We start from the raw sequence: 24,473 nt of genomic DNA, 5'->3' as shown, positions 1-24,473 counted from the left end.
CGGGCACAAATATCAAGGAAGATAACGGCTTCATGCCGCATACTTCTCCGGCAGTCATCTTCAGAAGAATTGTGTAATGCCCAACACCGTAATTGCTGGCTTCACCCATAATTTTCTTGGCAAGGCACCCGTCTGGTACAAGCAGGTTATTCTGCTATTCCTGATTGCCAATCCCGTCGTGATGTACGTGCTTGGACCGGGCGTTGCAGGCTGGCTGCTGATCGGCGAGTTCATTTTTACCCTGGCAATGGCGCTGAAATGCTACCCACTGCTCCCGGGGGGCTTGCTGGCGGTGGAGGCCCTGCTGATCGGGCTGACGTCCGCGGATGCGGTGTACCATGAGGTTCTGACCAATTTTCCGGTCATCCTGCTGCTGATGTTCATGGTGGCGGGTATTTACTTCATGAAAGAGCTGCTGCTGGTGACCTTTACCCAGATTCTTGTGGGGGTACGGTCCAAGTCGGCGTTGTCGCTGCTGTTCTGTAGCGCTGCGGCAGTGCTGTCTGCGTTCCTCGACGCCCTGACCGTCACCGCGGTCATTATCAGCGTCGCGGTAGGGTTCTTCTCGGTCTATCACAAGGTGGCATCCGGCAAGGGCTACCAGCAGAAAGACCACAACACCAACAGCGACGATGAAGTGATTGAGCTGCACCGGGAAGATCTGGAAAACTTCCGGGCCTTTCTTCGCAGCTTGCTGATGCACGGTGCCATTGGTACTGCCCTGGGCGGCGTGGCCACCATGGTGGGTGAGCCCCAGAACCTGTTGATTGCCAAGGTGGTTGGCTGGGATTTTGCCGGCTTTTTCCTGCACATGGCGCCGGTCAGCGTCCCGGTATTGTTTGCGGGCCTGGCCACGTGCTGGGCGCTGGAGAAACTGCGCTGGTTTGGATATGGCGGTCGACTGCCCAAGCCGGTGCGCCGGGTTCTGGAAGAGTTTGCCGACAACGAAAAAGCGCGGCGAACCAAGTCCGATCAGGCGGCGCTCTGGATTCAGGCGGTGGCCGCGGTCATTCTGGTGTTTGGCCTGGCGTTCCACATTGCCGAGGTCGGGCTGATTGGTCTGCTGGTGATTATCCTGATTACCTCCTTTACCGGCGTGACGGATGAACACCAGATTGGCAAGGCGTTCCAGGAATCCCTGCCTTTTACCTCGTTGCTGGTGGTGTTCTTCGCCGTGGTAGCCGTGATTCACGAACAGCACCTGTTCAAACCGATCATTGATTACGTACTGGCGCTGCCTGAAGGCCAGCAGCCGGGCATGTTCTTCATTGCCAACGGGCTGTTGTCGATGATTAGCGACAACGTGTTTGTGGCGACCGTCTACATCAGCGAAGTGAAACAGGCGCTGGACGCCGGCAGCATCAGCTACGAGCACTTCCAGACCCTGGCCGTAGCCATCAATACCGGTACCAACCTGCCGAGCGTAGCTACACCCAATGGCCAGGCGGCATTCCTGTTCCTGCTGACCTCAGCCATTGCACCTCTGGTGCGTTTGTCCTACGGGCGCATGGTGATCATGGCGTTGCCTTACACCATCGTGATGGGGGGCGTCGGTCTTTACATGGTCACCCACGCGTTCTGAGTCAAGGTTTTGCATATTTCACCGCACAGTTTTCATAGGATCTGTTAACCTTCAGGTAAACAGATAAAAGAAAAGCGGTATACATGCGCAGTTGCCAACAACCCCAATCGATCCTTTCGCGCGCCTGTCTGATGGCGCTTTTTCTTGTTCTGGTTTTCTCCTATTTGTTCTATCCCACCGCTGTCCGTGCCTCAGATTCGGAGGCTATTGTCGATAAAACCATACGGGTTGCTTATGTTGAGTTTCCGCCGGTCACTTATCGGGATGACAGGGGCGAGCCTGCCGGAGAGTTTGTGGACATCACCCGCAAGGTGGCGGCAGAGGCGGGTTACCAACTGGAATTTATCTACCTGCCGGTGGCACGCACCTACCTCTATCTGAAAAACGGCACGATCGATTTGTGGATGGGGCTAACCGACATTCCCGCTTTAAAAGACGACATTTTCGAAAGCTGGATCAGCCCGATTCCGGTGGAACTGAGCGCGTGGTATCTGGAAGGCCTGCCGCCAGTGGATCATATGGATCGCCTGCGCAACAAAACCGTGATTCTGATCGGCGGCTATACCTACGCCGGCCTCAGAGACTGGCTGACCTCCCAGCCCGATATCCAGATTACCGAAGCACCGAACCATCGGTCCGGCCTCAACATGCTCAAGCGTCATCGCGGCGATTACCTGCTGGACTACCGGCAACCGGTGCAGGAAACCCTGAGCCGGACGACAGATGCCGAGATTCGCGAATCGGAAATGCGCAGCCGCAATGGCGCCTGGCTGTTTTCACTGGCCAATCCGCGTGCGGCCATTCTGCGTGAGGCCTTTGACGACGCTTACCTGCGCCTGGCCGAAAAGGGCGAAGTACCGCCGGTGCGACGGTTTCAGAAAACCTACGTGGTGCCAGGATTCCCGGAGCAGTACCGGTAACACCGGCAGGCTTTAAAGCGTTGCCAGCACCCGAATGGCATTGGCCGCTGCCGCCGTCCGGTTTTCCACATTCATCTTCCGGAACACCTGCTCCAGGTGTTTGTTCACGGTGCGGGGGCTCATCTCCAGAATCTGTCCGATTTCCCGGTTGGTCTTGCCATTGGCGATCCACAGCAGGACATCCGACTCCCGCAGGGTAAGATCAAAACGTTCCCGCAGCGCCGCTGAGGCGCTGTTCTGGTTCTGGGGTGTTTTCAGACGCAACAGGTATTCCTGGCCATCCACCAGGGCCAGATATTCAATGGAGCGGGGCGTGTCCAGTAACCGGATGGGCAGACTGTGGCCGGGATCTGGCCGGTGGCCCAGCCAGTCCTCAAGTTGTTCCCGTACTCCCTGGAAGTCCTCGTGATCCGGCGGCGGCAGGCAACGGCATACTTGCGGGGTACCCCACAGCAGGTTGCCCTCGCGGTCGACCGCAAACAGGTTCTGACCGGCGGTATCGAGCGCGCAACGGGCGCTGCGGGTCATTCTGGCGTTGGCCAGGTGCACCGCCATGCGGGCCAGTAACTCGGTGGTGTCGATGGGCTTGGTAACATAGTCCACGCCGCCGGCATTCAGGCCCATAACCACGTGTTCGGTATCGCTCAGGCCGGTCATGAAAATGATCGGAATGTCCGCGAAGGCGGGGTTTTCCTTGAGGCGCCGACACGTCTCGAAGCCATCCATATTCGGCATCAGCGCATCCATCAACACCACGTCGGGGGTGATGTTCTGGCTGATGGTCAGGGCCTGATTACCTTCCAGCGCCACCAGCACGGTCATGCCTGCTTCTTCCAGTGCATCATTGATCATGCGGATGGAATCGATGGCGTCGTCGACGACCAGTACCACGGTTTTGCGGTCATCAGGATGCTTCATGTTCGGCTACCTCAAGAAGTTCGAGAATCTTCTCGAACTGGAAATCGTTGGTGAATTTGGTGATCTCCTGAACGAAGGCGTCACTGGCGTCTCCGGCATACTGCAAGCTGTGCAGTGCCTCCAGCAGGCCCTTGCGATGGCCGATTCTGGCCAGGTCTGCCAACGCCTCGCAGTGCTCCCGGGCGGGCAGTTCAAGCGCGCCGCTGGCTGGCAGCGGTAGCGCGGCCAGGGGCTCCGGGCTTTTCTCGAAGCGCCAGTCCAGGCCCATGACCCGGCCAATGGTGTCCAGCAGCAGGTTCAGTCGCACCGGTTTGATGATGTAACCGTCGTGCAGGCGCGGTGCCTCGGCGCTATGGTGGCCCTCGTTGGCGTCGGCCGAGACCATCACCACGGGCAGGTTGTATTTCATTTCCCTGAGCTCGGCCAGCGCCTCCCAGCCGCTTTTCCCGGGCATCGACACGTCGAGCAGAATCAGGTTGGGGCGCTCCTGTTCCACCCGTTCCGGAACGGTCATGGCATTGCCGGTGTCGCTGATTTCAAAGCCAAGTGGCGACAGCATGGCCCGGATCACCTGACGATGGGAGTCGTCGTCATCCACCAGCAGGATTTTCCGGCGGGCGCCATGGTAGCCGTAGATCCGGCGGGCCGGCGTCGAGATCGAGCGTGGGCTGGCGGAATGCAGGCTCGACAGCATCAGGCTGACCTTGAACACGCTGCCCTCGCCAGGTTCGCTCTCCACCGAGATGTCACCGCCCATGATTTCCGTCAGCAGCCGGGTGATGGTCAGGCCCAGGCCGGTTCCGGTGCGGCTCTGGCCGGGATTGCGGATACGCTCAAACGGCCGGAAGATGCGTTCGATGTTTTCTGCGGCAATGCCCTCGCCGGTATCACGCACGGTGAATTCCGCCACCTGGCTGCGGTAGCGGAGGGTCAGGGACACGCTGCCCTGGTCGGTGTATTTGATGGCGTTCGACAACAGATTGATCAGGATCTGGCGCAGGCGTTTTTCATCGGTGGTCACCAGCTCCGGCAGAGGGTGAGGGCAGTGGTAGTCGAACGCCAGGCCCTTTTCTTCGGCCTGAAGCCGGAACATGGTGACCAACTGCTCCATCAGCAACCCGATGCGTACCTGGTCCCGGTGCAGGTCCAGCCGGCCCGCCTCAATTTTTGAGATATCCAGCAACCCTTCAATCAGATCCGCCAGGTATTCGCCGCTGCGGCGAATGACCCCCAGGGCTTCCTTGCGATGAGGCGGTACCGAGTCGTCGTTCTCCATGAGCTGGGCGTAACCGAGGATGGCGTTCAGGGGCGAGCGTAACTCGTGGCTGATTCCGGTCAGATACCGGCTCTTGGCGCCGTTGGCGGCCTCGGCCTGCTCTTTGGCCTGCTGCAGGGCTTGGTCGGTGCGTTCGTGGGCGACAATTTCCTCGGTCAGCAGGCGGGTCTGGCGCCGGGATTCCTCCTCTGCCACTACCCGGCTTTCATGGGCCAGTACAAACAGCCAGCAGATCACTCCGGTGACAATCACCAGAATGAAGAACACTTTCCACAGGGTGACAGACAGCAGCATAGCCTCGGCAAGCGAAGCCACCGGAGTTTTGAAGTAGATCAGCGACAGCAGCAGTGCGGAAAACCCGTTGATGACCACCAGCAGCGACAGGAAATGCCCGAGCCGGGAGCGCAGTGCCGACAGCAGTGGCGCCGGAAGAAACCGCCCGAGAAACTGCTGCATCTGCTCCTGGTAGCCGGCGCCCGGCTTGCAGGCGTCCTCACAGCGGGCATCCAGCGAACAGCACAGCGAGCAGATGGCGCCATCGTAGGCGGGGCAGTGGGTAACATCTTCCGGCTCGAAGCGGTGTTCGCAGATGCTGCACCCCACCAGTTGGTGATCGGTGGCGAGGGGCACAAACGGGCGGGCGGTGTAGAAACGTCCACCGGTCTTCCAGGCAATCAGGGGCGCGGTGACCAGTGCCACCGCCAGGGCAATGAAATGGGACAGGGCCTGGGCGTAGTCACCCAGTACCCCGGTGTGGCAGGTGATTCCCACCACCGAGGCGGTGATCATGGCGCCCACGCCCACCGGATTGATGTCGTACAGGTGCGCCCGTTTGAATTCGATATGGGCCGGGCTCAGGCCCAGGGGTTTGTTGATCACCAGGTCTGCCACCAGGGCACCCACCCAGGCAATGGCGACAATGCCGTAGAACCCCAGGGTCTCTTCCAGTGCCCGATACACTCCAAGTTCCATTACCAGCAGGGCAATGGCGACATTGAACACCAGCCAGACCACCCGGCCAGGGTGGCTGTGGGTCAACCGGGAGAAGAAATTGGACCAGGCAATGGAGCCGGCGTAGGCATTGGTCACATTGATCTTGATCTGACACAGGATCACGAAGATGCCGGCCATCGCCAGCGAGAGCTCGGGGGAATGGGTGATGTAGTTGAACGCCACCAGATACATCTGGGTTGGGTCGGCCGCTTCTGTCGCGGAAATGCCCTGATTCAGTGCAAGCACGGCCAGAAAGGAGCCGGCCAGAATTTTTACCATGCCGATGACAATCCAGCCGGGGCCGCCGGCCATTACCGCCACCCACCAACGGCGCCGTTCCGGAGCATTGGTGGGCTCGGGAATGAAGCGCAGAAAGTCCACCTGTTCGCCAATCTGGGCAATCAGGGAGAACACCACCGCGGCGGCGGCCCCGAACAGCAGCAGGTCAAAGCCATTGTCGGCGGGCAGGCCCACGCCCTGGAACTGCGTCCAGTCGGTGATGGAAGAGGCATCTGCGTAGATGATGAACACGAAAGGCGCCAGCTGCAGCAGGATAAACAGGGGTTGGGTCCACACCTGAAAACGGCTGATGGTGGTGATGCCGTGGGTGACCAGAGGAATGATCACCACGGCGCAGATCAGGTAACCCAGTACCAGGGGAATGGCAAACAGCATTTCCAGCGCCATCGCCATGATGGCGGCCTCAATGGCGAAGAAGATGAAGGTAAAGGAGGCGTAGATCAGCGAGGTGATGGTCGAGCCGATGTAGCCGAAGCCGGCGCCCCGGGTCAGCAGGTCGATGTCCACCCCGTAGCGGGCGGCGTAGTAGCTGATCGGGATCGCGGTCAGGAAAATCACCAGGCTGACCGCGAGGATCGCCGCGACGGCGTTGTCGAAACCATAGTGCAGGGTAATGGAGCCGCCGATGGCCTCCATGGCCAGGAACGAGATGGCCCCCAGCGCAGTATGGCTGACCCGCGCAGCCGACCACCGGCGTGCACTTTTGGCGGTAAAGCGCAGGGCGTAGTCTTCCAGGGTCTGGTTGGCCACCCATTGGTTATAGCTGCGCCGGACCCGAAAAATATTCTGTTTTACTGCCATTCCCGCCCTGCTCCTGGCCCGCCGGGCCGCCCTGAATTGGTGCGCGTTTGCTGCCGTCACGCACCGGATCAGAAAGCTGGAACAAGAACCGTGCCATAAACCGGTGCAACGGATGTGCGCCTTGGGGTTGCCTGCGGTTGTAACCTGTCTGACCTGGCACGGGTATGCGTCAAATGACGTACCACGCTGGGGTGAATGCCGAATGGGCACCCATGACAGCCCTGAGCAGAATGATTGACGTGGGCACTGTGCTTCCGGAGCGGAGCACGGTACCGGCTTTCAACCACTGCGAGGAATGACCATGGGAACGACAACCATTGCCGCCGGAGGGCGGAGTCACAAGAGCAAAGGGCTGCGAAAGAGCCTGGCCACCCTGGCCGCATCCATCATGCTGGCCACGTCGGCCCAGGCGGCCACGCCGGCAACCGACGAGGTAAACACCACCGGACTGGCGGTCACTGACGACACCGTCAAGGTCGGTATCCTGCACTCCATCACCGGCACCATGGCCATCAGTGAGATTGGGTCGGTGCAGGCCGAGAAGCTCGCCATTGAGCAGATCAACGAGTCCGGCGGTGTCCTTGGCCGGCAGATCGAGTTTGTCCAGGAAGACGGCGCCAGTGACTGGCCCACCTTCGCGGAGAAATCCCGCAAGCTGCTCCGCCAGGACAACGTCGCGGCCATCTTCGGTGCCTGGACCTCGGCTTCCCGTAAAGCCATTCTGCCGGTCATCGAGCAGTACAACGGTATGCTGTACTACCCGACCTTCTACGAGGGTCTGGAGCAGTCACCCAACGTGATCTACACCGGCCAGGAAGCCACCCAGCAGATTCTCGCGGGTATCGACTGGGCGGTGAAAGAGAAAGGCGCCAAAACCTTCTACCTGCTGGGCTCGGATTATATCTGGCCCCGTACCTCAAACAAGATTGCCCGCAAGCACATCGACAAACTGGGCCTGAAAGTGGTGGGCGAGGAGTACTACCCGCTGGGCCACACCCAGTTCAACTCCGTGATCAACAAGATCAAGCTCAAGAAGCCGGACGTGATCTTTGCGTCGGTGGTGGGTGGTTCCAACGTGGCCTTCTACAAGCAGATGAAAGCCGCCGGTGTCGATTTCACCGACGAGAAGCCGCTGCTGCTGACCATCTCCGTCACCGAGGATGAAATCCGCGGTATCGGCGGCGAGAACGTGGAAGGTATCTACGCCTCCATGAAGTATTTCCAGAGCCTGGAGAACCCCAACAACGAAGAATTCGTGGCCGCCTTCAAGGAAGCCTGGGGTGACGACATGGTGATTGGCGATGTTACCCAGGCGGCCTACCTCGGCCCGTGGCTGTGGAAGATGGCGGTGGAAAAAGCCGGCTCCTTCGACATCGACAAGATCCGTGAGGCCTCACCCGGTATCGAATTCACCAAGGCACCGGAAGGCTATGTCCGCATCCACGAAAACCATCACCTCTGGTCCAAGACCCGCATCGGCCGCGCCAAAACCGATGGCCAGTATGAAGTGGTTTATGAAACCGACGAGCTGATGGAACCCGATCCGTTCCCGGAAGGTTACCAGTAAGCAGCCGTGGCCGGTGCCTTCGGGCACCGGCGTCCGGCTCGGACGCAAGCACGTGTTCTTAAGCGACGGGAGTAAGGGTCATGTTTGACGGATACACCACCAGCGAATTGATGTCGATTTTTGCCATGCAGGGCTTTGCCGGGCTGTCCCTGTTCTCGGTATTCGTACTGATGGCACTGGGCCTGGCGATCATTTTTGGTCAGATGGGGGTGATCAATATGGCCCACGGGGAATTCATGATCCTCGGCGCCTACACCACCTACCTTGTCTCCGGGTTTTTCCAGTCGGTCCTGCCCGGTCTGTTTGGCGGATACTTCTTCGTCGCCATCATCATTGCGTTTCTCATCTGTGCGGCCCTCGGGGCCTTTATCGAATGGGCCATGATCCGGCACCTTTACCGGCGGCCGCTCGACACCCTGCTGGCCACCTGGGGCCTGAGCCTGATCATGCAGCAAACCTACCGCTCCATCTTCGGGGCCCGGGAAGTGGGTGTGGAACTGCCGGAGTGGATGATGGGCGCCATCCAGGTTACCGATCTGGTGGAACTGCCCATCAACGGCCTGTTCGTGATGATCATTGCCCTGTCCATCGCCCTGGGGGTTTACCTGCTGATGTACCGCTCAGGCTGGGGCAAGAAGGTTCGTGCCGTGGTACAGAACCGCCCGATGGCCGAAGCCGTGGGCATCAACAGTGCCGGGGTTGACCGTATGACCTTCGCCCTGGGCTGTGGCATTGCCGGTATCGCCGGTGCGGCCTTCACCATGATCGGCTCCACGGGCCCGTCCTCCGGCCAGGCCTACATTGTCGATACCTTCCTGGTGGTGGTGTTCGGCGGTGCCCAGAGTCTGATTGGCACCATTGTCTCTGCCTTCGGTATTTCCCAGGCCCAGTCCACGATGGAGTTCTTCCTCAGTGGTTCCATGGCCAAAGTCCTCACCCTGCTGGTGGTCGTTGGCATCCTGATGCTGCGCCCGGAAGGCCTGATGGCGCTCAAGGTCCGTCGCTAGGAGACTGTCATGAAAAACACTTCCCCTTTGAAATGGTTTACCTCCCGAGAGGGACTCTACTATCTGGCACTGGCGTTGCTGCTGGTTGTCATCCTGCCGCTGGCGCTGGACCCGTTCCGCCTGAACATGGTGGGTAAATACCTCACCTACGCCTTCGTGGCCATCGGCCTGGTGATGTGCTGGGGCAAAGCCGGCATCCTCAGCCTGGGCCAGGGCGTGTTCTTCGGCCTGGGTGGCTACTGCATGGCCATGTTCCTGAAGCTGGAGGCTTCCACGCCGGAGGCCACGGCCATCCAGTCCACCCCGGGTATCCCGGACTTCATGGACTGGAACCAGCTGACCGAGCTGCCGTGGTTCTGGGAACCGTTCCACAGCTTCTCGTTCACCCTGCTGGCGATCGTCGGTGTGCCAGTGCTGCTGGCATTCATCATCGGTTTTGCGATGTTTACCCGCCGGGTGGGGGGCGTCTACTTCGCCATCATCACCCAGGCCATCGCCGCCATCCTGACCATTCTGATCATTGGTCAGCAGGGCTACACCGGGGGTGTCAACGGCATTACCGATCTGCAGACCCTGATGGGCTGGGACATCCGCACCGACGAGGCCAAAACCATCCTGTACTTCGTGTGCGTGGGCCTGCTGTTTGTGTGCCTGTTCGTGGCCCGGTTTGTTCAGAACCGCAAGCTCGGTCGCATCCTGGTGGCCATGAACGCCCAGGAAAACCGGGTGCGTTTCTCAGGCTATGACGTGGCCGCGTTCAAGATCTTCGTGTTCTGCCTGGCCGCCGCCTTTGCGGGCATTGGCGGCGCGCTGTTCACCCTGATTGTCGGCTTCATGTCGCCCTCGTTCATCGGCATCGTTGCCTCCATTGAAATGGTCATCTTCTGTGCCCTCGGGGGTCGCCTGTCGATTCTGGGCGCAGTCTACGGCGCGTTGCTGGTGAACGCCGCCAAGAGCGGCTTCTCCGAATCCTTCCCGGAATTGTGGCCGTTCGCCATGGGCGCGTTGTTCATCGGTGTGGTGCTGGCTTTCCCGAACGGGCTGGCCGGCCTGTACCAGACCTACGTGATGCCCCTGGAAGACCGTCTGTTCAAGCGCAAGCCGAAAGCAGCGGCGAGCGCTCCGGCGAAGCCAGCGCCTGCTGCCCGCCAAGATGAGGGCCGTGATTACGACCCGATGCTGGATCAATACAGCCCGGAGAAATCCTGATGAACGCAGCCAAAGTACAGAGCAAGGACTTCCTGCTCGCAGTGGAGGGCCTGACCGTCTCATTCGATGGCTTCAAGGCGGTGGATGATCTCTCGTTCTACCTGGACCCGAAAGAGATCCGGGTCATCATCGGCCCCAACGGGGCCGGCAAAACCACGGTACTGGACCTGATTTGCGGCAAGACCAAGGCGACCTCGGGTTCCATCAAGTTTGATGGCAAGGAGCTGACCAGACTCAAGGAGCACCAGATTGTGCATTCCGGTGTTGGCCGCAAGTTCCAGACGCCGTCGGTGTTCGAGGACCTGACGGTATTCGAGAACCTGGAGGTGTCTTATCCACAGGGCCACAGCGTGATGGGGGCTCTGGCCTTCAAACGCTCGGCTGAGGTGGTGGCTGCGGTGGAAGAAGTGGCCGAGACCATCTTCCTGAAAGATGCCCTGGACCAGCCGGCGTCCCTGCTCAGTCACGGCCAGAAGCAGTGGCTGGAGATTGGCATGCTGCTGATCCAGAAGCCGGACCTGTTGATGCTGGATGAACCGGTGGCCGGTATGTCGGTAGCCGAGCGCAAGAAAACCGCTGAACTGCTGCGGCGCATTACCAAAGACCACACGGTGCTGGTGATCGAGCACGACATGCAGTTTGTCGGGGATATCGCAGACCGGGTCACGGTGATGCACCAGGGCAAGGTTCTGTCTGAGGGGTCCATCGAGCACGTGAAGTCGGATCCGAAAGTCATCGAAGTCTACCTGGGGCATTAATCATGCTGAGCGTCAAACAACATTCGGTGGCCTATGGCCAGAGCAGCATTATCCAGGACCTGAACCTGGAGGTGGGCAAGCAGGAAATCGTGGCGGTGGTTGGCCGCAACGGTATGGGTAAAACCACCCTGATGAAATCCCTGGTGGGTATGACCCCGAGCCGCGGTGGCCAGGTCACGCTGGATGGCACGGACCTGTCGAACCTGAAGAGCTTCCAGCGGGTGAGGGCCGGCATCGGGTTTGTGCCCCAGGGGCGGATGATTTTCCCGACCCTGACGGTGAAGGAAAACATCGAGACAGGTCTGGCTGCGGTGGGCGAGAAGAAAATTCCGGAAGACCTTTATGAGCTGTTTCCGGTGCTGAAGGAAATGCAGCACCGCCGGGGCGGCAACCTTTCCGGCGGGCAGCAGCAACAGCTGGCCATCGCCCGGGCCCTGGCGACCCGGCCCAAGGTGCTTCTGCTCGATGAGCCGACCGAGGGCATCCAGCCCAACATCATCAAGGAGATTGCCAAAACCCTTCGGCGGATTCGCGACGAGCGGGGGTTGTCGATTGTGGTGTCGGAGCAGGTGCTGAGCTTTGTGATGGATGCGGCGGATCGGATTCTGGTGATCGAGAAGGGGGAGATTGTGCACGAGGAGCTTCGGGAAGAGGCGGATCAGGACAAGATTGCCAGTTATCTGGCCGTTTAGCTTTGTTGAGGGGGAATTAATATGAGACACGGTGATATTTCCAGCAGTAACGATACCGTCGGCGTGGCGGTGGTGAACTACAAGATGCCCCGGCTGCATACCAAAGCCGAGGTGCTGGACAACGCCCGCAAGATTGCGGACATGATCAAGGGGATGAAGGTGGGGCTGCCGGGGATGGATCTGGTGGTGTTTCCGGAATACAGCACCATGGGGATCATGTACGACAACGACGAGATGATGGAGACCGCCGCCACCATTCCCGGAGATGAGACAGCGATTTTCTCGGCGGCCTGCCGGGAGGCGAATACCTGGGGGGTGTTTTCGCTCACCGGCGAGCGCCATGAAGATCATCCCAACAAGGCGCCCTACAACACCCTGGTGCTGATCAACAACGAGGGTGAGATTGTCCAGAAATACCGCAAGTGCATTCCCTGGTGCCCGATTGAGGGCTGGTACCCCGGCGATACCACCTATGTGACCGAGGGGCCGAAGGGGATGAAGATCAGTCTGATCATCTGTGACGACGGCAACTACCCGGAGATCTGGCGCGACTGCGCCATGAAGGGGGCGGAGCTGATTGTGCGGTGCCAGGGTTACATGTATCCGGCCAAGGAACAGCAGATCATGATGGCCAAGAGCATGGCCTGGGCCAACAACTGTTACGTGGCGGTGGCTAATGCCTCCGGCTTCGACGGGGTGTATTCGTACTTCGGGCACTCCGCCATCATCGGCTTTGATGGTCGTACCCTGGGTGAATGTGGCGAGGAGGACATGGGGGTTCAGTACGCCCAGTTGTCGGTTAGCCAGATCCGTGACGCCCGCGCCAACGACCAGTCCCAGAACCACCTGTTCAAACTGCTGCACCGGGGCTACACCGGCGTCCACAACTCCGGTGACGGCGACAAGGGCGTGGCCGATTGCCCGTTCGAGTTCTATCGCACCTGGGTGATGGACGCCCAGAAAGCCCAGGAAAATGTCGAGGCCATGACCCGCAAAACCGTGGGCACGGCGGAGTGCCCGGTGGGTGAACTGCCGTTCGATGGCAAGGAAAAAACTGCAGGGGCCTGAGCCCGGGAGACCGCGATGCCGTTTATCAATGAGCGGCTGGAAGCCAACCGGGAAACGCTGGCAAGGAACCGGGCCGATTCAGGCCCGGTTCGTGTTTCCCGGTTCCGCTTTGAGCCGGACGCCGTAATGGCGAGCCTGCGGGCCAATATCGTCGGCCAGCAGCACGCCCTGGAGGCGATGGAATCCATGCTGGTTCGGGTCAAGGCCGACATCGGTGAAGAGAACCGCCCGCTGGCGGTTCACTTGTTTCTGGGGCCGACCGGGGTGGGCAAGACTGAAACCGTACGGTTGATTGCCGAGGCCATTCATGGCAGCCGCGATGCCCTGTGCCGCATCGACATGAACACCCTGGCCCAGGAGCACTACGCGGCGGCGCTGACCGGCGCGCCGCCCGGTTATGTGGGCAGCAAGGAAGGCCACAGCCTGTTTGATCTTGAGAAGGTTCAGGGATCGTTCAGCAAACCGGGGATTGTCCTGTTCGACGAGCTTGAAAAGGCCAGCAAGGAGGTCACCCGGACCCTGCTTAATGTGCTCGATACCGGCCGGCTGGTGTTCCCCTCCGGCAACCGGGAAATCGACTTCCGCAACACCCTGATCTTTATGACCAGCAACGCCGGAGCCCTGGAAGCGGAAGCGCACCATCATCGCTATCAGCGAGGCTGGCGCCGCTGGCTGGGGCTGGAGCCGGGCCCGCAGGAGAACCTTCGGGACAGGGCCCTGCGCCGGCATTTCGATCCGGAGTTCCTGAACCGGATTGACCAGATTCTTACGTTCAACCCCCTGACAGACCAGTGGCTGTATGCCCTTCTGGAGATCGAACTGGCCGGGTTGAACAAGCGCCTGGCCCGCAAACAGGCCTCGCTGGATTTGTCGGTGGAGCTGCGCAGTGTGTTGTGTCGCGATTACGACAGCCGCTATGGCGCCCGCGAGATGCTACGGGCGTTCCGCCAGAAACTGGAGCCGGCGCTGGCCCGTGCGTTGCTGGCGCATCCCGAGCATTCCTCATTTCTGGCCGAGCTTAAGGGGCAGGAGATAGTGGTGCGCCAATACGTCGAATGACGTAGGTGCCGGGGGCAATTCGCGAATACCGCGCCGGTGGCGTATCGCGGATAGTGAAACGGTCAGCGCAGGCGCCGTCGGGCACTGCGTTCCCAAGCTTAGACGCCGAACGCCAAGAACCAAGGAGCGACCGCTATGGCCGAAACACTCATCAAGATCGATTTGAGCAAATCCGCGTACGAGAACGAGAATATCCACAACCGCTGGCATCCGGACATTCCCATGGCGGCGACGGTCAAGCCCGGGGACGATTTCATCCTCGAGTGTTACGACTGGACCGGTGGCCAGATCAAGAACAACGACAGCGCCGACGACGTGCGCGACGTGGATCTGACCCAGGTTCACTTCCTGTCTGGCCCGGTGGGCGTGGAGGGCGCAGAACCCGGCGACCTGCTGGAAGTGGACATCCTCGACATCGGTGCCTTCAAGGACAGCCAGTGGGGCTTCAACGGTTTCTTCTCCAAGAAGAACGGCGGCGGCTTTCTGACCGAGCACTTTCCGGAAGCCCAGAAATCCATCTGGGATTTCAACGGCATGTTCACCAAATCCCGCCACATCCCCAACGTTGAATTCGCCGGCATGATCCACCCGGGCCTGATCGGCTGCCTGCCGTCCAAGGAAATGCTGGCGGAGTGGAACAAGCGCGAGAAAGAACTGTACGACACCGAGCCGGATCGGGTGCCGGGCCTGGCAAACCTGCCCTACGCCGACACTGCCCACCTGGGCAAGCTGGCGGGTGATGCCGCCAAAGAGGCGGCGCTGGAAGCCGCCCGCACCGTACCGCCCCGGGAACACGGTGGTAACTGTGACATCAAGGACTTGTCCCGTGGTTCCAAGGTGTATTTCCCGGTCTATGTGAAGGGGGCAGGCCTGTCGGTGGGCGACCTGCACTTCAGCCAGGGCGACGGCGAGATCACCTTCTGCGGCGCCATCGAAATGGCCGGCTGGATTCATCTGCGGGTGAACCTGATCAAGGACGGTATGGCCAAATACGGCATCAAGAACCCGGTCTTCAAACCCAGCAGCATCAAGCCGCGCTACGAGGACTATGTGATCTTCGAGGGCATCTCGGTGGATGAAGAGGGCCAGCAGCACTACCTGGACGTGCACGTGGCCTACCGCCAGGCCTGCCTCAACGCCATCAACTACTTGACCAAGTTCGGTTACACCCCGGCTCAGGGTTACGCGTTGCTTGGTTGTGCGCCGGTGGAAGGCCACATCAGTGGCGTGGTGGATGTGCCCAACGCCTGCGCCACCCTGTGGTTGCCGACCGAAATCTTCGACTTCGACATCAACCCCACGGCGGAAGGACCGACCAGGAAGGTCACGCCGGGCACCGACGTACCCCTTTCACCGGACAAGGAGTAAGCCATGCCACTGTACGACTACAAATGCCGGGAACACGGGCTGTTCCAGGAACTGGGCGCCATGGCCGAAGCCGGTAATCCGGCCCATTGCCCCACCTGCAAGGCGCTGTCACCCCGGGTGATTGTGCTGCCGCCGGAGCTCCTGGCCATGGACCCGGCCCGCCGCAACGCGGAGGCGCGGAATGAGAAGGCGAGCCATGAGCCCATCATCTCCACCGCCGACCAGCGGGTCCGGGACGCCGAGCACCGCAAGAGTTGTGGCTGCAAGAAAAAGTCGGACGGTAAACACATGCTGTTCTACACCGCCGACGGCAAGAAGATGTTCCCGTCCATGCGGCCCTGGATGATCAGCCACTGACCATTGCTTTCACGTGTTTGGCCCCCTTGAGGGGCCTTTTTTTATGGCCGATCAGCGGTTTTGCTCCAGGGTGAGGTCGCCATACCAGGCCGTGGCCTGCTCGCCGGTGTTGTCGGCGTCGGTCATGATGGCCACGCCCACAATGGCGGGCGGTTCTTCGCCGAAGGCCTGCCGGTAATCTGCCACCAGGTCCCGGGTAACGGTCACCCATTCGCCCACCCGCGACGGCCCGGAGTTGACAGCAATCATCATGGTTTTGTCGGTGTAGGCGTTGGCGACCATGCTCTGCTCTGGTAGCTGATTGGCCCAGATGTAGTTCAGGGCGTTGCCGGGCAGGGTCTCGCCGAACAGCACTTCCACGGTCTTGCGCTTGGCCCGTTCAAAAAAGCCGGCCTTGTCCGGCTGAAACTCAAAGGCGACGTAGATGCGGGCAGGGTAGTCATCACCGGACTTTTCGCGGGCGTTGCCGGCTTCGTAGATGTTCGACACCTTCCAGCGCCATGACAGCGTGAGCGAGTCGCCGGGCACCAGCTCAACACGGGCAATCAGCCCGGAAGCGCTGGCGTCTGCGTCGGCACGGACCACCTGCTGGCCGTCGTCCGTGTCCAGGGTGTAGCGGGTGTGTGTCTCGATGTTCGGAAAGGTCAGGGGCTCCCAGCCGTCCTCCAGTGAGGTCATGGTGGAGAACCGGGTTAGCCGGTCTGTGTCTGCCCACACCGGGCTGGCGGCGAGACCGAGCATCAGGGTACTGGCCAAAAGCAGTGAAATTCTCACATTCATTCCTCAAATCCGGTGGTCTGGAGATGGACAGGCTCTGTTGCAAAAAGTGCCTTGTCTTGGCGTATTCGGCCCTATATAGTGATCGGGTCCTTGGTTAACTACCATATATTGTGATCAAACTCTGATCATCTTGATCACAGGGTAGTCGGGAATCCGGTGAGAATCCGGAACTGACGCGCAGCGGTATTGGGGAACGAGCGTGGCAAGATGACACTGGCGCAAGCCGGGAAGTCGCCACGTTAGGCAGAGCTGAAAGGTTCACGCCCCTGAGTCCGAAGACCTGCCAGGGATCAGAAGCCCCCCATGGGTTTCTGGACTGCACCTTCGCGATTCAAGGGTGAGCAGATTGGTCAGGCCTGCCCGTATTCGGGGCAAGGTGTGCCACTGCGTTCGCGAGGGTGAAACGGAACCAACGCGAATTCAGGAGAGCACCATGACAGCCACTGTCATTGCCGAACCCCCGGCCCCCGCGACCGATACCCAATCCCTGCAAGTTATCAAACGAAACGGCACCCTGGTGAGTTTCAACCCGGCCAAGATCAGTGTGGCGGTAACCAAAGCCTTCCTGGCGGTGGAAGGGGACCAGGCAGCCGGTTCCGCCCGCATCAACGACGCCGTGCACCGGGTTACCGAACAGGTAGTGCAGGCCATCAGCCGCCGCCTCAAAGCCGGTGGCAAGGTGCACATCGAAGACATCCAGGACCAGGTGGAACTGGCCCTGATGCGGGCCGAAGAGCAGAAAGTGGCCCGGGCCTACGTGCTGTACCGTGAAGAACACGCCCGCCAGCGCGCCGTGGACGAGCCGGTGGAAGCGCACCCGCACCTGACCGTGAAAAAAACCGATGGCAGCATCGCCCCGCTGGATCTGGGCCTGATGAAGCAGCAGGTGGAACAGGCGGCCACCGGCCTGGACGGTATTGACGGCGATTCGCTGGTGGAAGATGCCCTGCGCAACCTTTACGACGGCATTGAAGAGACTGAAGTCCTGTCTGCCCTGATCATGACCGCCCGGGGCCGCATTGAACGGGAACCCGACTACAGCGCCGTAACCGCCCGCCTGCTGCTGGAACAGCTCCGCCTGGAAACAGCGGAAGCCCTGGACCTGCCCCGCAGTCTTCCGCTGGCAGAGATTTATCCACAGGCCCTGAGCGCCTTTGTTCACGCCGGTATCCGCTACGAACTGCTGGACGAAGCCCTGGCGGCCTTTGATCTGGAACGCCTTGGCAACGCCCTGAAACCGCAGCGCGATCTCCAGTTCGGCTTCCTGGGCCTGCAAACCCTGTACGACCGTTACTTCCTGCACTGGAACAAGGCCCGCCTGGAACTGCCCCAGGTCTTCTTTATGCGGGTGGCCATGGGCCTGGCGCTGCGTGAGGACGACCCCAACGCCCGCGCCATCGAATTCTATGAGCTGCTGTCCAGTTTCGATTACATGGCCAGCACGCCCACCCTGTTCAACAGCGGCACCCGGCATTCCCAGCTGTCGTCCTGCTACCTGACCACGGTGGGCGACGACCTGGAGGGCATTTACGGGGCCATTCGCGATAACGCCCTGCTGTCCAAATGGGCCGGTGGTCTGGGCAACGACTGGACGCCGGTGCGGGCCCTGGGCTCCCACATCAAGGGCACCAACGGCCAGAGCCAGGGCGTGGTGCCGTTCCTGAAAGTGGTCAACGACACCGCCGTGGCGGTGAACCAGGGCGGCAAGCGCAAGGGCGCGGTCTGTGCCTATCTGGAAAGCTGGCACCTGGATATCGAAGAGTTCCTGGAACTGCGCAAGAACACCGGCGATGAGCGCCGCCGTACCCACGACATGAACACCGCCAACTGGGTGCCGGATCTGCTGATCGAACGCATGCGCGAAGACCGCGACTGGACCCTGTTCTCCCCCAGCGATGTGCCAGACCTGCACGACCTGTACGGCAACGCCTTCCGTGAGCGCTACCAGCACTACGAAGCCCTGGCCGAGCAAGGCAAGATCAAGCTGTTCAAGAAAATTCCGGCCAAACAGCTGTGGCGCAAGATGCTCACCGTGCTGTTCGAGACCGGTCACCCCTGGATCACCTTCAAGGACCCGTGCAACCTGCGCTCCCCGCAGCAGCATCAGGGCGTGGTGCACAGCTCCAACCTGTGTACCGAAATCACCCTGAACACCAGTGCCGATGAGATTGCGGTGTGCAACCTGGGTTCGGTGAACCTGGCTGCCCACATCAAGGACGGCGAGCTGGACGTTACGCGCCTGGAGCGCACCGTGAACACCGCCGTGCGCATGCTCGATAACGTCATCGACATTAACTTCTACGCCGTGCCGCAGGCGCGCAATTCCAACCTGAAGCATCGCCCGGTGGGCCTGGGCCTGATGGGCTTCCAGGACGCCCTGTACCAGCTGGGCCTGCCGTACTCCAGCCCGGAAGCGGTGGAATTTGCCGACGTTGCCATGGAGCAACTCAGCTACTTCGCGTTGCGTGCCTCCGCCACGCTGGCGGGTGAGCGGGGCGCCTACGACACCTACGAAGGCTCGCTGTGGAGCCAGGGCATCCTGCCGATGGATTCGGTGGGCCTGCTGAAGGACAACCGCCGGGACGGCGACCTGTCGCTCAATACCCACAGCCGCCTCGACTGGACCCCGGTGCGGGAGCTGATTGCCAAAAACGGCATGCGCAACAGCAACGTGATGGCCATTGCCCCGACCGCGACCATTTCCAACATCGTGGGCGTGTCCCAGTCCATCGAACCGGCGTACCAGAACCTGTTCGTGAAATCGAACCTGTCCGGCGAGTTCACCGTGGTGAATCCCTCGCTGGTGCGTGATCTCAAGGCCGAAGGCCTGTGGGACAACGTGATGGTGAACGACCTGAAATACTTCGATGGCAGCGTGCAGCAGATCGACCGCATCCCCGCCGAGCTCAAGGCCCGCTACGCCACCGCATTCGAGATTGACCCGCGCTGGCTGGTGGAAGCGGCGGCCCGGCGCCAGAAATGGCTGGACCAGGCCCAGAGCCTGAACCTGTACATGGCCGAGCCCAGCGGCAAGAAGCTGGATGCCCTGTATCAGCTGGCCTGGGAGCGTGGCCTCAAAACCACCTACTACCTGCGCTCCCTGGGGGCCACTGGCGCCGAGAAGACAGCGCCGGTGTCGGCGCCACAGCCACAGGTGTGCAGCATCGACAATCCCGACTGCGAAGCTTGTCAGTAACCATTTACTTATTTGGGAGGCACCCACATGCTGGACTGGGACGACGAACCAAAAGCGCAAACCACTGCCGCCGCCACCGGCGGCCCGGCGCCCGTGAATGTCGACGACAAGCGGGTGATTAACGGCGAGACCGACATCAACCAGTTGGCTCCGTTCAAGTACCCCTGGGCCTGGGAGTATTTCATGAACGCCAACAAGAACCACTGGACGCCGCTGGACGTGAACATGGCGCAGGACGTTCACGACTACCACCACCGGCTGACGCCGGCGGAAAAACACGTGTACGAGAACGTGCTGGCGTACCTGACCACCTCCGACATCCTTGCCATGCGCAACATCGGCCTGGCGGTGATGGAGAAGATGAGTGCGCCGGAACTGCAGATCTACCAGGCCCGCCAGGTGTACGAGGAAGCGCTGCACACCTGGACCTACCAGCACTGCATCGAAACCCTGAACCTGGACCAGAGCGAGATCTACAACCGCTACCGCGTGGTGCCGGAGATCAACGGCAAAATCCAGCTGGCCAACCGCCGGCTGGACGCCGCCATGCGCTCCGACATGAACCTGCGCAACCCGGAAGAGCTGCAGGACTTCGTGATGTCCTACCTGTTCTTCGCCGCCGTGTTTGAGGGCTGCTGGTTCTACAACGGCTTCAGCCCCATCTTCGCCCTGCAGCGCCGGGGCCTGATGCGGGGTACGGGCGAACAGTTGCAGTACATCCTGCGGGACGAAGCCATGCACTTCTCCTTCGGCCTGAAAGTGGTGAACCAGATTCTCGAGGAAGAGAAAATCACCCTGGACCCGAAAGCGGTGCGCGAGATGTGGGACGAATCCGAAGCCGCGGAAATGGCCTACGCCAACTACGTGCTGCGGGACCCGATCCTGGGTTACTCGGCGGAATACCACAGCGAACAGTTCCGCTTTGTGGCTAACCGCCGGGCCCGCACCGTGGGCCTGGAAGAACCGTTCCCGGGGGCGAAGAACGTGTCGCCCTGGCTGGATGAGCAGGCCACCCTGCGCAAGGAGAAGAACTTCTTTGAAACCCGGGTGATTGAGTATCAGACCGGTGCGCAGCTGGAGTGGTAATTGAGCATTCAGATACCTGCTCTGAGAAGTGGGTATCTGTCAGAGTTCTTTACAAAACAGAATAGAAACAGCATTGGTCTGTATATTAAGTGACCAGATAAAGCGTGTTTTTTTACAATAGGCCTGATTGTTGCCTGAGTAAGCACTCATAACTTGCTCGCTTCCGCAGTGCGGGCAGCGTGGGATTGCATCCCCGTGCGGAGGCCAGAGTGCAGACGTTACATGCAGGCACATCGCTAGCCGGAATGATTCGCCGCCACTGGGCGCTCCTGGTGGTGGGCTATTTTCTTGTTTTTGCCGATCCTTTTGGCATCAGCTCAAGAAGCACCCAAGCGATCAGTGACGGATTTGATCGGCTGTTTTCACCGTTCTATGACCAGGCGGTGACGACCAGCGGTGCCGACCTGGTCGATGTCATTCTGATTGATGACGCCTCCATCCGTCGGCTCTCCCACGAAGAAAATGGTTACCTGAGCGCCAATGACTGGCCTCTGGCCTACAGCGACCACCTGGTTCTGATCGACGCCCTTCGCCGCCTGGGGTATGGCACGATTATTCTCGACATCACCTTCTATCGTGCGCGCCAGCTGGATGACAGCTTTCCGCTACTTGTGGCCCGATTGCAGTACTTTCGGGAGCACACGGGTTTGGCCCTGGTCATGAGTGCTGGTGAACATCCGGGCCACCTTGAACCCTCAATTCAGCCACTCATTGCAGCGGCTTCTGATATCGGGTTGGTTGGCTGGTCCGGCTATGGCTCACACTATCCGATAAGGCGAGCACTGCCTGAATACGGTGAGGTTCCAACGCTGGCTGTTGCCGGATATGAGATCTATTGCCAGCAACCGCGGTCCAGGCCTTGCGGTGATCTATCGAAGGCAGCGGAGGCCTGGATGGTACCCCAGCCTCCCGGTATGCATCTCAGTTGGGGAATGCCGGCGCAGCGTATCACCTCAACGCTGGATTGCCGTGCAACGCCCGAAAACAATGGCGGATTTAGCTCACTCTGGCACTGGGCCAAGAATATCCTTCGCGCAGAATCCGTCAGTAACAACGGTGCCAAGCCATGCCCGCCGGTGCCGACTGCCACCCTTCGGGATGTCTTTTGCCTGGCGCCAAACTGCGATGATTTCTTCACCGAGATGCCCCTGCATAATCGGATTGCGATTGTGGGTGTGTCTTTACCCTCGGCCAGAGATCTGTTTAACCCACCAATTGCGGGGCAGTTGCCTGGCGTTTATCTGCATGCCGAAGCACTTCGCAACCTACTGCATTACGGCGCGGACTATCTGAAACCGATCGGGGTGGAATGGAATCTCGCCGGGATTGGTCTGCCAGGGTGGACCATTCCGGTCGATCTGTTGCTGTCCTGGCCGCTGATCCTTTTTCTCATCCTCATGCTCGCGCGCTGGGTTCTGGCATGGCGCTGGCGCGACGAGCGTCGAGCGGAATGGCCAGAGTTGGCGGTGGAGCTGGCTGAGTTGATCATCATCGTCTTCAGCCTTTGTGTGCTCTACAGCGTTTTACTGTTGTTTCACCGCACCCCTGGCTTCCTGGCAGAGCTGATCGGTTTGACACCGTTACTGTTGATCGCAGTCAGAAAAGAAAGAAAGGAGATGGAAAATGAACGGAAAGCGATGGCTTTGGCTGCTTGCACTGCTGTGCAGTTCGGCCTTGGCAGAGGCTCAGTCCATTGAGGGTTTTCATGACCCGGAGAATGCCTTCGTCAGCAAACCGGATGGCTCGCTTGTACCGGCACGTGAGCTCGGTTTGCAATTGCCCGTCACGATCAGTGGTAAGGAGCGGGGCCAGTACCTGTTTGAAGGGCCGGGGGGCACCTATCGGGTGTTTGTTCCGGAGGTGATTACCAGCGATTCGAAACAGCCGGTTATTTACTGCGATAAATCACAGGTGGTGTTTGCGGATGACCACCAGGTGGCTAGTGCCCGTGGCGTAGGGGAGGACTGCCCATGAACTGTCATAACAAAACAGCGCTTGTTTTAGTCGCCGTGTGTTTCGGCTTGATCGGCTGCAGCTCATCGCCTTACCAGTCGAAAGACTGGAGCACCAACAAAGAGATGCGGCAGCAGGAAATCAATGAGCTTGTTGTCCAGGCCGGTCAGTATCAGGCAGTAGGTCAGGATCCTTCCGAGGATGCGGTTCGTTTGCGCAGTGACAGCGTGGCGCCATTGAATGCCCGTGATGTCACCCCGGCATTGCAGGCCATTGCCGAGGAACTGGCAGAAAGCTGGTACGGCGGACCCTGCCATTGTCAGGTTCGGGTGGGCCCGAGCTACAGTTTCGGCGGGTTTACCTACCCTGAGGGTACCGTCGTGATTCAGGCAGGAACCCTGGAATATCTGGATACCCGAGATGAGGTGGCCGCACTGCTGGCCCATGAACTCTCTCATCTATGGCTGAATCATCACCAGAAGAACGAACTGCAAAGCACAACAAAAGGCATAACTGATCTGGCCCAGGCCATTTCCCTGTTCGGTAATGACGACAAAGCCCGTGAGACCACCCTGCGCATGGGCGGATCGACCGATGCCCTGGTGGCGGCGGCAGGATTCACCCAATGGAACCGGCAGCAGGAAACCGAAGCGGATTTGTTGGCCGTGAAGATTCTGGAAAAATCCCGATACAGCCCAATGGCCATGATTGCGCTTTTAACCAAGCTCAAGAATGACAAAGAGGGAATACCCGTAGCCGGCAGTGCCTACGAAGAGATGATGACCGTAGCTGCCTTGAAAGCCAGAAAGCAGGAGGCGGAAGTCAGCGACAACCAGCTCCAGAAATGGCTGTCTTCTGTTGCCAGCGATATGGGCGGTCGCGAGTATCTGTCATCGGAAGAGCGTCGGACTATTGTCCGGATGGCGATCTACGATCTGGATGGCGCAATACTGGCACGCTCGTTTACGGACCTTCAGATCGATGTCGATGCCCTGGCGCCTGTGACGTCCCTGAAAACCATCCACACCTACCCGCCCGCCAGTAAAGACTACGCGCAACTGGTTGACCGTGCCCTGGCAAGCGAGCCCGACAATCTCCATCTGCAACTGTTGAAGTTTCGTGCTGTGCTGGCCCGGGGTGAGCAACAAAAAGCCCGGGAAATGGCGGAAGCCTTCATCGCAAGACCCGATGCCAGTTTCAGTGTGCTCAGTGAGGCCACCCGGTTTCTGGACCAGCAATCTGGCCTCTCGGATACCGACAAAAAACGGCTCATGCACGACGCAGTGTCCAGGCTCGCGGATCTCGACCTGCCAGATGCCTACGTGGCCGATGAATACTACTTGTCCAAACGGTATCAGGTTCCTGGCGTGAGTGCGCTGAAGGAAAAGCTTTGTGAAGCCGGAGCCGGTAAGGTGGCGGTAAGAGAGAGATGCGACCTTGCCAGGCAGGCACTGGAACGCAACGTGAGTTTTTATGAGTTGCTTGCCAGGGCAGAAAGCCAATAAAGGGTTACCGGTTGCGGTTGATTGGATGAGCTTCTGCTAGGCTAGTGCCATACGCACTGGCCTGGCCGATTCGCTTTG

Annotated in this window: 19 protein-coding genes and 1 riboswitch; of the genes, 16 read left to right on the top strand and 3 right to left on the bottom strand. The window is 59.9% G+C overall.

The features are described 5' to 3' along the window. The first annotated feature begins 76 nt into the window (after positions 1 to 76). Both nhaB and MARHY_RS18175 read left to right on the top strand, forming a co-directional pair. The gene (nhaB, locus tag MARHY_RS18180; protein WP_014423128.1) at positions 77 to 1,582 is read left to right on the top strand and encodes a sodium/proton antiporter NhaB; all 1,506 of its coding nucleotides are present in this window, start codon (positions 77 to 79) and stop codon (positions 1,580 to 1,582) included. 131 nt (positions 1,583 to 1,713) lie between these two features. Further along, positions 1,714 to 2,502, top strand: coding sequence for a substrate-binding periplasmic protein (locus MARHY_RS18175; protein ID WP_226374366.1), 789 nt, complete (start codon positions 1,714 to 1,716; stop codon positions 2,500 to 2,502). 12 nt (positions 2,503 to 2,514) lie between these two features. Here MARHY_RS18175 and MARHY_RS18170 read toward each other — a convergent pair whose 3' ends face one another. Together MARHY_RS18170 and MARHY_RS18165 are read right to left on the bottom strand one after the other, a co-directional pair. Next, complete coding sequence (locus MARHY_RS18170) at positions 2,515 to 3,420, bottom strand: response regulator (protein ID WP_011787270.1); 906 nt, start codon at positions 3,418 to 3,420, stop codon at positions 2,515 to 2,517. Further along, positions 3,407 to 6,790, bottom strand: a complete 3,384-nt coding sequence (locus tag MARHY_RS18165; protein ID WP_014423126.1) for a hybrid sensor histidine kinase/response regulator — start codon at positions 6,788 to 6,790, stop codon at positions 3,407 to 3,409. The genes MARHY_RS18170 and MARHY_RS18165 overlap by 14 nt, the downstream gene beginning before the upstream one ends. Positions 6,791 to 7,091: 301 nt before the next feature. Here MARHY_RS18165 and urtA point away from each other — a divergent pair, with 301 nt between their 5' ends. From urtA to MARHY_RS18120, 9 genes are all read left to right on the top strand, one after another. After that, the gene (gene urtA / locus MARHY_RS18160) at positions 7,092 to 8,357 is read left to right on the top strand and encodes an urea ABC transporter substrate-binding protein (protein WP_050999032.1); all 1,266 of its coding nucleotides are present in this window, start codon (positions 7,092 to 7,094) and stop codon (positions 8,355 to 8,357) included. An 80-nt stretch (positions 8,358 to 8,437) separates the two neighbouring features. Then, complete coding sequence (gene urtB / locus MARHY_RS18155; protein WP_011787267.1) at positions 8,438 to 9,364, top strand: urea ABC transporter permease subunit UrtB; 927 nt, start codon at positions 8,438 to 8,440, stop codon at positions 9,362 to 9,364. 9 nt (positions 9,365 to 9,373) lie between these two features. Then, positions 9,374 to 10,573: an urea ABC transporter permease subunit UrtC gene (gene urtC / locus MARHY_RS18150; RefSeq protein WP_014423123.1), complete on the top strand. Its 1,200-nt coding sequence runs from the start codon at positions 9,374 to 9,376 to the stop codon at positions 10,571 to 10,573. Beyond that, the gene (urtD, locus tag MARHY_RS18145; protein WP_014423122.1) at positions 10,573 to 11,331 is read left to right on the top strand and encodes an urea ABC transporter ATP-binding protein UrtD; all 759 of its coding nucleotides are present in this window, start codon (positions 10,573 to 10,575) and stop codon (positions 11,329 to 11,331) included. Before urtC ends, urtD begins: the two co-directional genes overlap by 1 nt. Before the next feature lie 2 nt (positions 11,332 to 11,333). After that, positions 11,334 to 12,023, top strand: a complete 690-nt coding sequence (gene urtE, locus MARHY_RS18140; protein ID WP_014423121.1) for an urea ABC transporter ATP-binding subunit UrtE — start codon at positions 11,334 to 11,336, stop codon at positions 12,021 to 12,023. A gap of 21 nt (positions 12,024 to 12,044) precedes the next feature. Next, a complete protein-coding gene (locus tag MARHY_RS18135) occupies positions 12,045 to 13,091 on the top strand; it encodes an aliphatic amidase (protein WP_014423120.1) in 1,047 nt (348 codons plus the stop codon). 15 nt (positions 13,092 to 13,106) lie between these two features. Further along, on the top strand, positions 13,107 to 14,150 hold the full coding sequence (locus MARHY_RS18130) for an AAA family ATPase (RefSeq protein WP_014423119.1): 1,044 nt from the start codon (positions 13,107 to 13,109) through the stop codon (positions 14,148 to 14,150). Positions 14,151 to 14,285: 135 nt separating this feature from the next. Continuing rightward, a complete protein-coding gene (gene fmdA, locus MARHY_RS18125; RefSeq protein ID WP_011787261.1) occupies positions 14,286 to 15,518 on the top strand; it encodes a formamidase in 1,233 nt (410 codons plus the stop codon). A gap of 3 nt (positions 15,519 to 15,521) precedes the next feature. Then, positions 15,522 to 15,875, top strand: coding sequence for a zinc ribbon domain-containing protein (locus MARHY_RS18120; RefSeq protein WP_014423118.1), 354 nt, complete (start codon positions 15,522 to 15,524; stop codon positions 15,873 to 15,875). A gap of 51 nt (positions 15,876 to 15,926) precedes the next feature. Here the strand turns inward: MARHY_RS18120 and MARHY_RS18115 are convergent, their stop codons facing one another. Continuing rightward, complete coding sequence (locus MARHY_RS18115) at positions 15,927 to 16,616, bottom strand: DUF3047 domain-containing protein (protein WP_081496595.1); 690 nt, start codon at positions 16,614 to 16,616, stop codon at positions 15,927 to 15,929. A 144-nt stretch (positions 16,617 to 16,760) separates the two neighbouring features. Continuing rightward, positions 16,761 to 16,957, top strand: a riboswitch (cobalamin riboswitch). A gap of 131 nt (positions 16,958 to 17,088) precedes the next feature. Between MARHY_RS18115 and MARHY_RS18110 the strand changes: the two genes are divergently transcribed. From MARHY_RS18110 to MARHY_RS18090, 5 genes are all read left to right on the top strand, one after another. After that, positions 17,089 to 19,851, top strand: coding sequence for a ribonucleoside-diphosphate reductase subunit alpha (locus MARHY_RS18110; RefSeq protein ID WP_041655291.1), 2,763 nt, complete (start codon positions 17,089 to 17,091; stop codon positions 19,849 to 19,851). A gap of 27 nt (positions 19,852 to 19,878) precedes the next feature. After that, entirely contained in the window at positions 19,879 to 20,937 is a 1,059-nt protein-coding gene (locus tag MARHY_RS18800) for a ribonucleotide-diphosphate reductase subunit beta (protein WP_041655289.1), read from the top strand. Positions 20,938 to 21,146: 209 nt separating this feature from the next. Then, on the top strand, positions 21,147 to 22,634 hold the full coding sequence (locus MARHY_RS18100) for a CHASE2 domain-containing protein (RefSeq protein ID WP_158011904.1): 1,488 nt from the start codon (positions 21,147 to 21,149) through the stop codon (positions 22,632 to 22,634). After that, complete coding sequence (locus MARHY_RS18095; RefSeq protein WP_014423113.1) at positions 22,612 to 22,911, top strand: hypothetical protein; 300 nt, start codon at positions 22,612 to 22,614, stop codon at positions 22,909 to 22,911. The genes MARHY_RS18100 and MARHY_RS18095 overlap by 23 nt, the downstream gene beginning before the upstream one ends. Then, on the top strand, positions 22,908 to 24,395 hold the full coding sequence (locus tag MARHY_RS18090; protein ID WP_014423112.1) for a M48 family metalloprotease: 1,488 nt from the start codon (positions 22,908 to 22,910) through the stop codon (positions 24,393 to 24,395). The genes MARHY_RS18095 and MARHY_RS18090 overlap by 4 nt, the downstream gene beginning before the upstream one ends. The last annotated feature ends 78 nt before the right edge of the window (positions 24,396 to 24,473 follow it).

The sequence above is a fragment of the Marinobacter nauticus ATCC 49840 genome (assembly GCF_000284615.1).
In the GTDB taxonomy this organism is placed as follows: domain Bacteria; phylum Pseudomonadota; class Gammaproteobacteria; order Pseudomonadales; family Oleiphilaceae; genus Marinobacter; species Marinobacter nauticus.
This window is presented reverse-complemented; position numbering and strand designations above follow the sequence as displayed.

What these genes read in the sequence shown, in the direction of transcription:
- nhaB (WP_014423128.1), top strand. Translation starts at nt 77, where the DNA reads ATGCCCAACACCGTAATTGCTGGCTTCACCCATAATTTTCTTGGCAAG.
- MARHY_RS18175 (WP_226374366.1), top strand. Translation starts at nt 1,714, where the DNA reads ATGGCGCTTTTTCTTGTTCTGGTTTTCTCCTATTTGTTCTATCCCACC.
- MARHY_RS18170 (WP_011787270.1), bottom strand. Translation starts at nt 3,420, where the DNA reads ATGAAGCATCCTGATGACCGCAAAACCGTGGTACTGGTCGTCGACGAC.
- MARHY_RS18165 (WP_014423126.1), bottom strand. Translation starts at nt 6,790, where the DNA reads ATGGCAGTAAAACAGAATATTTTTCGGGTCCGGCGCAGCTATAACCAA.
- urtA (WP_050999032.1), top strand. Translation starts at nt 7,092, where the DNA reads ATGGGAACGACAACCATTGCCGCCGGAGGGCGGAGTCACAAGAGCAAA.
- urtB (WP_011787267.1), top strand. Translation starts at nt 8,438, where the DNA reads ATGTTTGACGGATACACCACCAGCGAATTGATGTCGATTTTTGCCATG.
- urtC (WP_014423123.1), top strand. Translation starts at nt 9,374, where the DNA reads ATGAAAAACACTTCCCCTTTGAAATGGTTTACCTCCCGAGAGGGACTC.
- urtD (WP_014423122.1), top strand. Translation starts at nt 10,573, where the DNA reads ATGAACGCAGCCAAAGTACAGAGCAAGGACTTCCTGCTCGCAGTGGAG.
- urtE (WP_014423121.1), top strand. Translation starts at nt 11,334, where the DNA reads ATGCTGAGCGTCAAACAACATTCGGTGGCCTATGGCCAGAGCAGCATT.
- MARHY_RS18135 (WP_014423120.1), top strand. Translation starts at nt 12,045, where the DNA reads ATGAGACACGGTGATATTTCCAGCAGTAACGATACCGTCGGCGTGGCG.
- MARHY_RS18130 (WP_014423119.1), top strand. Translation starts at nt 13,107, where the DNA reads ATGCCGTTTATCAATGAGCGGCTGGAAGCCAACCGGGAAACGCTGGCA.
- fmdA (WP_011787261.1), top strand. Translation starts at nt 14,286, where the DNA reads ATGGCCGAAACACTCATCAAGATCGATTTGAGCAAATCCGCGTACGAG.
- MARHY_RS18120 (WP_014423118.1), top strand. Translation starts at nt 15,522, where the DNA reads ATGCCACTGTACGACTACAAATGCCGGGAACACGGGCTGTTCCAGGAA.
- MARHY_RS18115 (WP_081496595.1), bottom strand. Translation starts at nt 16,616, where the DNA reads ATGCTCGGTCTCGCCGCCAGCCCGGTGTGGGCAGACACAGACCGGCTA.
- MARHY_RS18110 (WP_041655291.1), top strand. Translation starts at nt 17,089, where the DNA reads ATGACAGCCACTGTCATTGCCGAACCCCCGGCCCCCGCGACCGATACC.
- MARHY_RS18800 (WP_041655289.1), top strand. Translation starts at nt 19,879, where the DNA reads ATGCTGGACTGGGACGACGAACCAAAAGCGCAAACCACTGCCGCCGCC.
- MARHY_RS18090 (WP_014423112.1), top strand. Translation starts at nt 22,908, where the DNA reads ATGAACTGTCATAACAAAACAGCGCTTGTTTTAGTCGCCGTGTGTTTC.